At 71.0% G+C, this 13,785-nt stretch carries 7 protein-coding genes; 3 read left to right on the top strand and 4 right to left on the bottom strand.

Features of this window, described 5'->3' with window-relative positions; translation table 11 throughout:
- Nucleotides 1-26: 26 nt before the first annotated feature.
- Genes recD through recC form a run of 3 tightly spaced genes read right to left on the bottom strand, consistent with a single transcriptional unit; the run spans nucleotide 27 to nucleotide 8,780 of the window.
- Nucleotides 27-1,955, bottom strand: coding sequence for an exodeoxyribonuclease V subunit alpha (recD, locus tag ON38_RS10205; RefSeq protein ID WP_039824294.1), 1,929 nt, complete (start codon nucleotides 1,953-1,955; stop codon nucleotides 27-29).
- Nucleotides 1,952-5,311 (bottom strand): UvrD-helicase domain-containing protein, encoded by a 3,360-nt coding sequence (locus ON38_RS10200; RefSeq protein ID WP_051164569.1) that lies wholly within the window; start codon nucleotides 5,309-5,311, stop codon nucleotides 1,952-1,954. Before ON38_RS10200 ends, recD begins: the two co-directional genes overlap by 4 nt.
- Before the next feature lie 37 nt (nucleotides 5,312-5,348).
- Nucleotides 5,349-8,780 (bottom strand): exodeoxyribonuclease V subunit gamma, encoded by a 3,432-nt coding sequence (recC, locus tag ON38_RS10195; protein ID WP_039824293.1) that lies wholly within the window; start codon nucleotides 8,778-8,780, stop codon nucleotides 5,349-5,351.
- Between the two features lie 323 nt (nucleotides 8,781-9,103).
- On the opposite strand from recC, the gene ON38_RS10190 reads away from it, so the two are divergent.
- Both ON38_RS10190 and ON38_RS10185 read left to right on the top strand, forming a co-directional pair.
- Entirely contained in the window at nucleotides 9,104-9,316 is a 213-nt protein-coding gene (locus ON38_RS10190) for a hypothetical protein (RefSeq protein WP_039824292.1), read from the top strand.
- 53 nt (nucleotides 9,317-9,369) lie between these two features.
- Nucleotides 9,370-10,248 (top strand): serine hydrolase, encoded by an 879-nt coding sequence (locus ON38_RS10185; protein WP_306306663.1) that lies wholly within the window; start codon nucleotides 9,370-9,372, stop codon nucleotides 10,246-10,248.
- A 69-nt stretch (nucleotides 10,249-10,317) separates the two neighbouring features.
- Here the strand turns inward: ON38_RS10185 and ON38_RS10180 are convergent, their stop codons facing one another.
- Complete coding sequence (locus ON38_RS10180) at nucleotides 10,318-11,802, bottom strand: cytochrome P450 (RefSeq protein ID WP_039824291.1); 1,485 nt, start codon at nucleotides 11,800-11,802, stop codon at nucleotides 10,318-10,320.
- A gap of 251 nt (nucleotides 11,803-12,053) precedes the next feature.
- Here ON38_RS10180 and ON38_RS10175 point away from each other — a divergent pair, with 251 nt between their 5' ends.
- Nucleotides 12,054-13,532, top strand: coding sequence for an NAD(P)/FAD-dependent oxidoreductase (locus ON38_RS10175; RefSeq protein ID WP_083872494.1), 1,479 nt, complete (start codon nucleotides 12,054-12,056; stop codon nucleotides 13,530-13,532).
- Nucleotides 13,533-13,785: the final 253 nt, after the last annotated feature.

Below are 13,785 nucleotides of genomic sequence, written 5' to 3'. Positions count from 1 at the left end.
GGTCGACCTGCAACCGACCGGCGAGATCAGTGTTCCCAGCCGGACACCACGCTCGCGTCGTCCAGGCTCAGGCCGCTGGCGCGCAGCACATGCCGATCGATCGCCGCACGGATGGCCTCCTCGGTCCCCAGGATGCGAACATGCTTGCGGGCGCGGGTGATCGCGGTGTAGAGCAGTTCCCGGGTGAGCAGACTCGAACCCGGTTCCGGGAGCACGATGGTCACCGCGTCGTACTGGCTGCCCTGGCTGCGATGGATGGTCGTGGCGAACACCGTGACCACGGCCGGGAACTGGGTCGGATGGACCAGGAAGGGCTGGTCCCCGCGCTGTAGCGCCACCCGCAGCGACCCGTCCGGGCGGCAGACCACCACGCCGGTGTCGCCGTTGTAGATCCGGGCCTCGTGGTCGTTGGCGGTCACCAGCAGGGGCTGCCCCGGATACCAGGTGCCGTACCGGTTCTCGGGTCCGGACCCCGCGGCCGCGGCCCATTCGGCGGCGGTGCGGTCCCAGTGTTCGACCCCGTACGGACCGCGGCGGTGGGCGCACAGCAGCCGATGCGATTCGAAGGCCGCGAGCGCGGCCGGCGCGTCCCCTGCCCGAGCGGCGGCGGTGACCCGCTGCGCGGTGGTGACGATATCGGCGCGGACGGCGGCGATATCGTCCGGGCCGGCCAGCTCGAGCATCTCGCCGCCGGCCCGCAGCAATTCGAGCGCGGTATCGGTATCGCCGGCCCGGACAGCGACGGCGAGATCGGCGATCCGGCCGCCGAACCGGCGGCCCCGGGTCAACCGGATGATCCCACCGCGCAACCGGTTGCGTTCCGTTTCGGTGAGCGCCTCGTCATCGGCCGGGCCCGCGCCGGCGGTCCCGGACTCCCGGGCCGCCGCGAGTTCGCCGCCGAGCAGTTCCTCGAACGAGGGGTCGGCGGCCCCGGGAAACGGGGCGGCGACCATATCGGCCAGTACCGCACCCGCGTCCACCGAGGCGAGCTGATCCGGGTCGCCGGCCAGGACGAGCCGGGTATCGGGCCGCAGCGCCGCGAGCAGCCTGCTCATCATGGTCAGCGAGACCATGGACGTCTCGTCGACGACCACCACGTCATAGGGCAGCCGGTTGTGTTCGTGATAGCGGAATCGGGTGGTGCGCCCACGTTGCCAGCCGAGCAGCCGGTGCAGCGTCGCGGCGGACAGCTCCGGGAGACCCAGGGTGGGCGCCTGGTCCCGCACGGCCTCCTGCAACCGGGCGGCCGCCTTCCCGGTGGGCGCGGCCAGCGCGATCCGCGGCGGCGCGGCGCTCGCGTGCTGCGCGACGAGCAATGCGAGGATGCGGGCGATGGTGTGCGTCTTACCCGTCCCGGGGCCACCGGCGACGACCGTGGTCCAGTGGGTGGCGGCGAGCGCGGCGGCGATGCGCTGCCGGTCCACCACACCGGCCGGTGGGCCGAACAACCGGTCCAGTTCGCGTCGCACCACCGCGGGGTCGGTGACCGGATGGTCGGCGGCACGCGCGGTGAGCACCCGGCGGATGATCTGCTCCTGCTGGTAGTACCGGTCCAGGTAGAGCAGCGGGCCCGTGCCCGCCCGGGAGGGCTCGGTGAGCCGCAGCGGGCGCAACGGCCCGGCCGGGCCGCCCAGCACCAGCGGGCTCTCCCGCAAGGCCTCGACGACGCGTGCCTCCTCCGGCCACGGCAGATCCGCGGGATCGACGAGCAACTCCGCCCGTTCCTCGTCGGCGTCCACACCGATATCCCGCATCCGGGTGAGATCCAGGCACACCGACCCCGACCGCACGGCGCGCACCGCCAGCGCGGCGGCGAACAAGACCAGTTCCCGGTCCTCCCCGCCGAATCTGCCCAGTCGTTCGGCCACGTGCACATCGGCCGCCGAGAGCACCCCCGCCTCGTTGAACTCGCGCAGTATCCCGGTCCCCCGCTGCGCCACCCGGATGGGGATCACCGCGCACCTCCGGCGAGTAGATCCGACAGGGCGACGATCAGCCCGGGCGGCGGTGTCCAGTCGAAAACTCCGGCGCCCGCGGGCGTGCCGGGCCCGATCATGCCGCGCACGAAGAGGTAGCGGATACCCCCGAGGTGGACGGCGGGGTCGTAGCCGGGAAGCCGCCAGCGCAGGTACCGGTGCAGCGCGACCGAGTACAGCAGCGCCTGCAGTGGATAGTGGGAGCGGACCATCTCCGCGGCCATCCGGTCGCGGGTGTAATGGGCGACGGTGAGGTCGCCGGTACCCAGCCGGTTCGTCTTGTAGTCCACGATGACGTAGCGCCGATCCGGGGTGCGCAGCACCGCATCGATACTGCCGGTGAGATATCCGCGCAACGGTACATCCTCGAGAGTGTCGAGTTCGTCCGCGTAGGTGTGGAATTCGTCGCCGGGGGGCAGATGCGCGCGCACGGCGGCGGCGATACGCCCCAGTGTGGCGGACGCGCCGGCCGGGAGGTCACCGCCGGCGAGGGGCAGTTCGAATTCGAGTTCGCACAACCGGTCCCGGCCCGCGATATCGGCGAGGGCGCCGAAACCGATCGGGGTGCGCAGAACCTCCACCAGGGCCGTGGTCAGCAGTTCCGGGTCGGCGGTGGAGAGCATTTCACCGATCGCCTCGGTGCACCGCGCCCGTACCTCGGCGACCAGATCCGGCGCCCCGGTGTCGACGCGCTCCAGCACACCGTGCACCAGAGTGCCGAATTCGGCGCCGTAGGGCAGTTCGTTCATCAGCGACGGCGCGCCGGGTTCGGGTTCGGCCAGCGGCGCCGGGGCCTCGGGCTCGTCACCGGGGCCGGGCGGTTCCGTCGCGTCGGGCTCTGGGACCGGCGAATGCGCGGCCGCGGTCAGCGCCGAATACGAGGTGCGCCGCCAGTGCTCGTCGATCTCACGATCGAAGACGGCAACGGCCACCGCACCCGGCAGGGCGTCGGCCGGTGGCCGATATACCGGTGGGTCGGCGGCGGGATCGGCGGCGGTCACCGAGATCGACTCGCCCGCGCCGGCCGCCCGCGCCCGAAGGAGCTCGACCACCGCGGTGTCCTCGGGGACCGCGGCCCGCGCGCTCGGTTGCGCCGTCCCGGGGGCCCGGCCGAACAGCAACCGGTGCAGCGGGGCGGTGGCGGTGCCGAACGAGGGCGCCCACCAGGCGACCACCTGGCAGCACGCCCGGGTCAGCGCCACGTAGCACAGGCGCAGTTCCTCACCCGCGGATTCGCTGTCGGCGCGTACCTTGCGCGCCGGGTACCCCGGGGCGTCCGGCCCACCGATATCCAGCACCCGCACGCCGTCCTCGTGCATGAGCAGCGTGGCGGGTTTGGGATCGGCGGAACTGTCCCAGGCGAACGGGAGGTAGACGACCGGGAACTCGAGTCCCTTACTGGCGTGCACGGTCGCGATCTGCACGGCCGCGATATCCCGGTCGAGCCGGCGGCTGCGGCCCGGCACCGACCCCGACGCGGGATCGCGGACCCGGTCGGCCAGCCACCGGGTGAGCGCGGTGAGACCGAGGCCCTCGGTGACCGAGACCTCGTCGAGCAACTGGGCGAGATGCCGGATATCGGTGAGCCGGCGCTCGCCGTGCTCGACCGCGAGCAATCGCGGCGCCAACCGGGTCCCGGTGGCGAGCTCGTCGAATACGGCGGCGAAGCCGGCCCGGGCGAACAACCGGGCCGCGTCGCGCAGATCGGCACTCACCCGGCCGACGAGATCCGCTCCCCCGGTATCGATCTCGGCGGCGGTGTACCCGAACAGCGGGGTGAGCGCGGCCAGCCGGACCCGGTCGGCACGATGCGGCTGCTCCAGTGCGCGCAGCACCCACAGCCAATCGGTGGCACTGCGGGTCGCGAAAATACTGCTGCCCCCGGCCAGGACCACCGGAACACCGGCACGTTCCAGCGCGGCCCGCACCACCTCGAGCTGGGTGTGGGTACGGACCAGCACCGCGATATCGCCGGGGCCCACCACCCGTTCCCGCGAGTCGCCGCCCGTGCCGTCCGGGCCGGACTGCCCCGCCCGGGTCCCCGGCGAATCCGTCACAACCGAACCGGATTCGAGCAGAGCGACGATATCGGCCGCCACATCGGCCGCGACCCGGGCCCGCTGCCGGTGGATATTGGGGAACCCCGAGGCGCCACGGGGGCCCGCGCCCGTTCGCGGCAGGCATCGCAGGCGCAGTGGGGTGATCAACTCGGCGGGACCGCGCAACCGGCTCCACGGCTGGGTGGGCGTCACGGCGGGGACCACGATCTCGTCGTGCCCGAGAGCCGCCCCGCCCAGCAGATGTTCGAGCGCGGCGAGCAGCCCGGCATCGCTGCGCCGGTTGGTGGTGAGCTCACGGCGGGCGGTGGCATGCGCGACCGCGTCCAGATAGCTCAGCACCTCCGCGCCCCGGAACGCGTAGATGGCCTGTTTGGGATCGCCCACCAGCACCAGCGGGTGGTGGCCGTGGAAGGCCCGGCGCAGGATCTCCCACTGCAGCGGATCGGTGTCCTGGAATTCGTCGACGAGAACCACCTGGTAGCGGTCCCGGATACGCCGGCACGCGGCCGGCCCCCGCGCCGGGTCGGCAAGGATATCGCGCAGCAATACCAGCAGATCGTCGAAGTCCCGCACTCCCGCCAGCCGTTTCCGGCGTTCGGTTTCGGCTCGGACCGCGGCCGCGAAGGCGACCCGCTGCGCCGAGGCCTCATCGGTATCGGGCGCGAGCCGGGCCTGCCGGTCACGTACCGCCGCGAGCGCGAACCGCTGCGCCTGTTTCACCGAGAACGGCGCGGCGGTCCGTGCGAAGCGGCTCAGGTACAGATCGTCGACGACGGTGCGGACGAGGTCGTCGGCCTCCTCCACCAGACGCGCACCGGGTTCCAGATCACCTGCCAGACCGAGCTCGGCCAGCATGCGCTGGCAGAAGCTGTGGGTGGTCGCGATGACCCCGGCATCGAAATCCGAGAGCGCGGCCCGCAACCTGGTCCGCCGTGCCCGCACCTCCGCGGAGTCCGCGGCGGCCAGATGGCGGATCAATTCGTCGGAGGAGACGCGGGCCGCCTCGGGGTCGGCCAGTGCGGCGGCGACGGCGACGAACCTGTCACGGGTGCGCATCCGCAGTTCCTGGGTCGCCGCGCGGCTGAAGGTGACCAGGAGCAGCCGGGAGATGTCCACGCCGGCCTCGGCGACATAGCGGACGGCGAGCCCGACGATGGCGTAGGTCTTGCCGGTTCCGGCACTCGCCTCGAGCACGGTGGTGCCCTGCGGCAGTGGGCCGCAGAGCTCGAACGCATTGCCCGGCTCGGCCGGTGGGGCGGGCGCGGTAATGGTCACAGCTGCTCCGTCCCACGGCGGCCGGCGACTGCGGCGGTCACGGCGCCCCCTGCTGTTCGGCGCGCAGCAGCGGCACCCAGAGGCGGCGCGCGATCGACCCGAAACGGGTGTGCTCGATCGGTTCCCCTGCCGGTGCGGGCGCGGCGACGAGATCGCGCAGATCGGGAGCCGGACCCCAGACGTACCGCAGATTCCGGTCGGTGTGCTCGGCGAAATCCCTGGTCTTGTCCCCGCCGCCGAATTCGCGGTCGGCGGCGGCGATCGCCTCTTCCGGTGGCAGCCGCCGGTACCGCGCCTCGGCGTAGGCCGCGGTGGTGGCCGTGGAGATGGGCAGCGGTTCGGTGAGACCGGTATCGCGCAGCGCGACCAGGGTGCGCAAGATCGTCGTCGCCTCGGTCGCACCGGGCGCGGTCAGCTCGGCGCGCCAGGCCGGCGTCGGGAAACGGCCCCGGCCGGTGACCGCCGCCCGCCATGACCGTTCGTCGGTGACCGCCAGCGCCAGCAGCGAAACCCACGCCGCGAGCCGGTGCTTGGGGGCCACCCGCGAATACGTAGTACGCACCAGCAGATCCCCGCGTACCTCGGCGACCGTGCCGGTGAGCCGGCGCCCGTCGCCGAGATCGAACGAGATATCGATATCGCGCGGGGGTTGGACGTAGTCGGGGCCGGCTGCCCGGACCAGGGTTTCGACGGTACGTTCCACGTCGTTCAGTACGGCCCGGCCGAGTTCGGCGGGCGGCAGGATCCCGCGCCGCCATTCCGCGGCCCGCAGTTCGGCCGGGTCGGCGCCGGCCAGCCGGGCGGCGAGCATTCGCTCACCCAGCGCCCAGGTATCGAGTCCACCGAATTCGATGGGCAGCCGGTCGGCGATATCGTCGTCCTGGTCGGGGACCCGCACACCGAGCCGCTGCCACAGGAAACCGCGCACGGGATGTTCCAGGAAGGCGATCAGCTCGGCCAATCCGATCTCGGTGGTCTCGGCGCCGGGCAGGGTGCGGGCGAGCAGTTCCGGCGGCGCGGCAGGCGGCGCGCCCATCGCCCGGGCGCCCGCGAACGCGACGGTATCGAACCCGAACGGCCGCCCGGCGGCGAAATTGCGCGGATCGTGCGCCTGCAGCGGATGGCGGGTGAGCACCTCGGCCATCCCCGCGGCCCCGACATGCGCACGCAGCGCATCGAGGAGTTCGGCGATGGGCACGGCGGGCGGCCGGTAGGCACCGGTGACAGGATCGGCGCCGGTATGCACGACCACCAGGGTGTCGCGGGCGGCGGTGATCGCGTCCAGCAGCAGCTGCCGGTCCTCGGAGCGCGGATCACGTTCGCCCAGCAGCGGTTCACGGGCCGGCACCTCGTCGCCGTCGACACCGGCACCGCGCGGGAAGTTCTCGTCGTCCACGCCGAGCAGCACCACCACGCGGTGCGGCACCGAGCGCATCGGGGACAGACCGCACACGGTGAGCTCGCCGGTGCGGAAGTTGGCCCGGGCCGGCGCGGCCGCGAGGCGCTCCTGCAGCAGGCCGGTGAGATCGGCCAGCCCCAGCTCGACATCACCGGCGTGAGCGGTGGCCGCCGTCAGTTCCCGGCGCGCCTCGGTACGGATCCACGCCTGCGACTCCGGCACATCGGTCAGCAGATCCAGGGCCCGGTCCAGTACCGCGGACCATTGCGCCGCGGGGCCGGGCCCCTGGAGATCCCGCAGCACCGAGGCGAGCCGGTCGACGTATTCGGCGAACCGGCCGGCCAGGTCGATATCGTTGCTGTCCACATCGTCGAGCGGCAGCACCCGGTCCAGCCAGCTCCCGGACGTCTCGGCGGCGGTGACTCCCAGCAGTATCCGGTCCACCGCCGCGTTCACCGTGTTCTGCTCGAAATCACCCAGCCCGAACGCCTGCCGCTGTCGCCGGCCGATGCCCCACCGGGCACCGGCCTCGACCGCCCATTCCCGCAACCGCTCGATATCGTCGTCGTCGAAACCGCAGGCGCGGCGCACCGGCTCGCCGGCCGCCAGATCCAGCACCTCGGTGACGGTGACCCGGCTGCGGGCCAGTCCCAGCAGGGTCCCCACCACGCCGAGCAGCGGGTTGGTGACGGCCCGGCCGCGGTCGGCGAGCCGCACCCGCAACCGGTGGCCCGGATGCCCGGACCCGGCACGCTGGTCCGCGCCCACCGGGCCGGGGTGCCCGAAAGCGGCGCGCAGCAGCGGGGCGAAGGTCTCGACCTCCGGGCACATGATCAGCACATCCCGGGGTTCGAGTGTCGGGTCGGCGGCGAAGAGGCCGAGCAGGCACTCCCGGAGTACTTCCACCTGCCGGACCGGGCCGTGGCAGGCGTGAACCTGCACGCTGCCGTCCGCACGGGCGGCCCCCGGAGCGGGCGGCCAGCGGTCGTCGCGGATGTGCTGCTGGACCTGTGTCAGCAGTGTCGCCGGCGGGTCGTCGCGGCCGGGAGCGTCGTCCGGGGGCGCCGCCGCGGTACCGGCCCGGATCCCGGCGCCCGCCCGATCCGGATACCGCACGTCGGTGGCGGCCGCGGGCAGGCGCAACTGGAGTTCGCGCAGGTCCCGGCTCAGGCCCGCCAGCAGCGGATGCCGTACCCGGGTGGCCGAATCGTCGCGTGCCCGTCGGGGTTCCGGATCGAGCCCGGACAGCGCCTCCCACATGGCCGGGCTGGGGTGGGTCAGCCACAGATGCACTTCGCGGTGCTCGGCCACCGCGGTGAGCACCGCCAGGTGCGCGGCGGGTAGCCGGGTAGCGCCGAAGAGGGACAGCCGTGGCGGCAGATCCACCACACCCGGCTCGTCCCGCAACCGCGCACAGGTGGTGTGCAGTCGTTCGGCCGGGTCGGGCGCGCCGACCGCCTCGCGCAGCCGCCGCCACAGCGCCGGTTGCCAGCCCAGGTCGTCGGGCAGCGGGCGGCCGGTGCCGTCGGTGTCGTCGCCGCGCGACCATTCGGTGATCAGGGCCGGGCGCTGCACCGTGTAGCTCGCGAACAGCGCGGCCAGCCGGGCGGCGGTCGCATACCGGCGGCCGCGCCGGTGCTCGGGTCCGGCGGCGGGTACGGCCTCGGGTCCGGCGGGGTCCGGATCGCCGGTCTCCAGTCCGAGATGGCGGGCGAGCACCGCACACCACGGTTCGCGCACCGACTCGTCGATCACGCGCAGCAGCGTCCACACCACCCGGTCGGGCGACCACGGGTCCTCGTTCGGGCCGAAACCGCTGATCGCGCCCGATATCTCCTCGACCAGTGCGGCCGGCGCGGGGAACCGGATATTGGCCGCGACACCGTCACCGGCGGCCGCCGAAGCGCCCAGCACGCCCGAGAGCTGCTGTGTCAGCCAGCGTTCCACGCCTTTGGCGGGAACCGCGACCACTTCGGCGTCGAACGGATCGGGCAGCGGCTCGGCAAGCAGGGCGGCCAGGGCGGTGGCCAGCGCGTCCGCGCGTTCGGCACGGTGGATGTGCAGCGCCATCTCCGCCCTTCCGCTCGATCCGATCACCGTCCTTCGTCACGTCCGCACTGCTCGGGCGGGCGTATCGTCCACCCGTTTATACGCCCGCCCTCCGACACCGCTCGCCAAGGCCCCACGACGGAGCGGACAACCCGGGGACAGGTGATCATCCCCGAATGTCCCTAGCGCCAACGGCTTTTACCGGATAACGACACCCAGCGCACAGTGATTTAGCGCACATGAGTCACCGACACGCGGTCGTATGGCCGCGATCTCGCGGACGCGCTGTGTCACAGTGCAACCCCGGGAGGAACGGTTACCGCACGAAAGGCTGGTTCGCGACGATGAAAGCGCTGGTTGTGCCCTTGATACCGAAGGACGGATTCACCGTCCGCCGGTCCGGTGACCGGTGGGAGCTCGTCAACTCCCGGCACTACGGACGCACCGTCGTCCTGCACTCGTGGCCGCGCGAGGCGCACACCGAAGCATTCGAGCACTGTTATCGCCTCAACGGCCGCACCGCCGCCGCACTGAAGGCCACCGCGCGGGTCCGCTAGCGGTCGGGGGGAAAACGTGCGCGCAGAGCGCCGATATGACAAGGTGTTTCCTCGTGCGTTACCCCCTGCTCACCGGTGCGGCTTCCCGCGTGGCCGCACCCGCCACTGTCCTGGCCGCCGCCGCGATCCTGTTCGCCGGTGTGCCCTCCGGTCTGCCCGCAGCCGATGCCGTACCGCACGCCCATACCCAGGGTTGCGCGAACGGCTTCGACTGCGATCTGGCCGCTCGCATCGAATCCGTGAACGCGTATCTGGAGTCCCGCCCCGGCGTGACCGGCTACGTCGTCCGTGACCGCCAAACCGGCGCGGTCTACGCCAGCCCGCACGCGGAGGACATGGTGTTCACCGCGTCCACCATCAAACTGGCCATCGCCTCGGATCTGCTCAACCGTGCCCGCGTCGGGGCCATCACCCTGCCGCCGGAGGACCGTCAGCTCATGGAGCAGATGATGGCCACCTCCAACGACCAGGCCACCGATATCCTGTGGAACAAGTACTCCGGTCTCGACGGCCAGGCGTTCAACAATGCGTTCCGCGCGAACGGGATGACCAGCCTCCGGCCCGAGCCCTCGCCCAACGGGCGCCCGAACTGGGGTTTCCAGAAGACCACCGCGGCCGATCTGGACCGGCTCATGTCCAATGTGCTGGACCGGATGCACCCCGACGATCGCGGCTACCTGCTCGATCTGATGCGCCGGGTCGATTCCAACCAGCACTGGGGCGTGTGGGGCGCCGGCGCGGCCATGCGGCCGGGCCTGAAGAACGGCTGGTCGGAGGAGCAGGGCGGCTGGGTGGTGAACTCGGTCGGTTTCGCCGGACCGGGTGAGCGCTACACGCTCGCGATCATGACCGCGATGAACGGTGAGGGCGGCTACCAGGAGGGCGCCGAAACCGATACGACGATCGCCGAAAAACTGCTGGCCGGTCGCTGACCGCCGCGAACGAAACGACTCCGGGCCCTGTCGCGCGACGGGGCCCGGAGTCGTTTCACGGTCGGCAGCTCAGGTGAGCCGGCGCAACCGCATCGGTGCGTCATCCCGCGGGAACGGGATGGTGGTGAAACCCCACGGCATGCGGTAGGCCTCCGGGAAGCTCCACTCGTAGTCGCGGACGAGCGCCGAAATGATCGTCTTGACCTCGAACGTGCCGAAGTGCATCCCGATGCACTTGTGCGATCCGGCGCCGAACGGCATCCAGGCCAGCCGGTGCGATTTGTCCTCGCGCCGCTCCTCGGAGAACCGCAGCGGATCGAAGACCTCGGGGTCGGTCCACAACTCCTCGAGCAGATGGTTCACCTGGTAGCCGAGGTCCACCGGAGTGCCGGCGGGGATGTAGTGGCCGAGGATCTCGGTATCGCGCACCGCGCGGCGCACCATCCCGGGCACCGGCGGCATGAGGCGCAGACTCTCCTTGACCACAAGGTCCAGCGTGCGCAAGGTCTCCAGATCGGCAATCGTCGGCGACTGGTTGTCCAGGTCCAGCGCACGCACCTCCGCCCGCACCCGCTGCTGCCATTCCGGATGTTTGCCGAGGTAGTAGGCGACGGCGGTGGCGGTGGTCGTGGTCGTATCGTGTGCTGCCATGATCAGGAAGATCATATGGTTGACCACATCGGCGTCACTGAACACCGACCCGTCCTCGGCACGCGCGTGGCACAGGCCCGAGAAGAAATCCGGGGCGTCACTGCGCCGCTTCTCCGGCAGCATTGCGGTGAAGTACTGCTCGAGCACGGCACGGCCGCGTAACCCCGCGCGCCACTTACCGCCGGGCACGCTGTGACGCATCAGGGCCAGGCCGGCGTGGGTGCAGGCGACGAAGGCGTCGGTGAGATCCTTGCGCCGGTCGCCGACCTCGACCGCCATGAAGGTCTCGCCGGCGATATCGAGGGCCAGTTCCTTGATCGCCGGGAACAGTTGCACGGTCCGGCTCGCACCCCTGCCCTCGGGCACCCAGCGTCCGATACTCGCGCGAACCACCGGGGTCAGCTCGGCGAGGTGGGCCTCCAGGCGTTCCCGGGTGAATGCCTGCTGCATGATCCGGCGGTGGAACATGTGCTCGTCGAATTCGAGCAGCAGCAGCCCACGGCGGAAGAAGGGCCCGATGAAGTAGTCCCAGCCCTGCCCGAAATCGCGACGGCGGCGGCCGACCACCTCGTCGATCGCTTCGGGCCCGGCGGCGAACACCCGGTCCATCCCCATGGAACTGTTGATGTTGACCGGACCGAAGCGGCGGTATTTGTCCAGCAGTTCGGCCGGACCCCAGCGCATGTAGTGGAATGTCCGTCCCAGGTACGGCAGGCCCGCGTCGCCACGGACGGCCACGGTGTCGCTACCGTGGGGTGGAGTGGCCAGCGTGCGCTGCCGGTCCGGCACCTTCAACAGCAGCCGGTCGACCATACTTCGGCGCGGGATCTCGATGAGCGCCGAATTCTCGGTATCGGTGCGCGCACGCGCTCGGGGCGCGGCGACACGGTCGACGGTGACCATGGCGAAACCTCCTGAGAGACAGCATCCATCGTATTGTCTTTGTTGCACCGGCTCGGCCGATTCCACCGAATCGGTATCATCGGGCCTCCCGCCGAGACCCTGTCGCAATGGCTATCGTGGTGAGTTGCCGCACCACCGCGAGTGAACAACGGGCGTCTGACTGTGTCGTATCCGGGTAGTGCTACTACCGTGTGCGTTGTCAGGAAATGATCACCAGGGCAGCACCGGCCCACCGCTGGCGAGGAGCGACCATGAGCACGCAACCTGTTGGAAACGGCCGGCACCGCGTCGTCGTCATCGGATCGGGTTTCGGCGGCCTGTTCGGCACCAAGCACCTCAAGCGTGCCGATGTCGACGTCACCCTCATTTCCAAGACCACCACCCACCTCTTCCAGCCGCTGCTCTATCAGGTCGCGACCGGCATCCTGTCGGTCGGCGAGATCGCGCCGGCGACCCGGCTCGTGCTACGCAAACAGAAGAACGCCCGGGTGCTACTGGGCGAGGTCACCGAGATCGATCTGACGAAACGCACCGTCACCTCGGTGCTGCTCGGCGAATCGACGGTCACCCCCTACGACAGCCTCATCGTCGCCACCGGTGCGCAGCAGTCGTATTTCGGCAACGACCAGTTCGCCACCTTCGCGCCGGGTATGAAGACCATCGACGACGCCCTGGAACTGCGCGGCCGCATCCTCGGCGCGTTCGAGCAGGCCGAGGTGGCGCAGACCCAAGAGGAGCGCGACCGGCTGCTCACCTTCGTGGTGGTGGGCGCCGGGCCGACCGGGGTCGAGCTGGCCGGGCAGATAGCCGAACTCGCCGACCGCACGCTGGAGGGCACCTTCCACAATATCGATCCCCGCGACGCGCGGGTGGTCCTGGTCGAGGGGGCGGGCGCGGTCCTGGGTCCGATGGGCCCGAAGTTGGGCAGCAAAGCGCAGCGGCGCCTGGAATCGATGGGCGTGGAGATCCAATTGAACGCTCTGGTCACCGATGTGGACGCGCACGGGGTCACGGTGAAGGACGCCGACGGCACCAGCCGCCGCATCGAATCGGCGTGCAAGGTCTGGTCGGCCGGCGTGCAGGCCAGCCCGCTGGGCAAGATGGTCGCCGACCAGTCCGACGGCACCGAGGTCGACCGGGCCGGGCGGGTCGTGGTGGAACCCGATCTCACCGTCAAGGGACATCCGAACGTCTTCGTCGTCGGCGATCTGATGTCGGTGCCGGGCGTCCCGGGCCAGGCCCAGGGCGCCATCCAGGGCGCCACCTACGCCGCGAAACAGATCAAGGCGGAGCTGGCGGGTAAGCAGACGGCACAGGAACGCAGGCCGTTCTCCTACTTCAACAAGGGCAGTATGGCGACGATCTCGCGTTTCAGCGCGGTCTGCCAGGTGGGCAAACTCGAGTTCGGCGGCTTCATCGCCTGGCTGGCCTGGCTCGGCCTGCACCTGTACTACCTGGTCGGCTACCGCAGCCGGATCACCACGATCATCCAGTGGTTCGTCACCTTCCTCGGACGCACCCGTGGCCAGATGGCGGCTACCGAGCAGTGGATCTTCGCCCGCCTGGCCCTGGAGGCGGTGTACGGCGACAGCGAAGAGGGCGAGGAGATCGTGCGCGGCGCGGCGGGTCGCCGGCCCCCGGCCCCCTCCCCCGGCACCCCGGCCGTCACCGCCGAAGCCGTCGACACCGGCATGCCCGAGAAACCGGGTGGCGATCGCAAAGTCGGCTGAACCGGCTCACCTCCCCGATCCGGCGCCCTTTCGGAGCTAATATCTGGCAAACAGATCATCTCCGCAGAGAGGCACCCATGGGTAAGCACAGGACAACGGTCCGATCCCGGCGTGCCGCCGGATCGGTCGTCGCGGCGGGAGCAGTTCCGCTCATCGCGACACTGATCGGCGCCGGGACGGCCCCCGCCGATGTTCTCGCCGCTCCGCCCGCGCCACCCGCGGTACCCGCCGTGCTTGCGGCGCCGCCTCCGCT

It is taken from the genome of Nocardia testacea NBRC 100365, assembly GCF_000308775.1.
Classification (GTDB): domain Bacteria; phylum Actinomycetota; class Actinomycetes; order Mycobacteriales; family Mycobacteriaceae; genus Nocardia; species Nocardia testacea.
The sequence above is the reverse complement of the archived record's forward strand: the minus strand, read 5'-3'. Positions and strand labels throughout refer to the sequence as shown.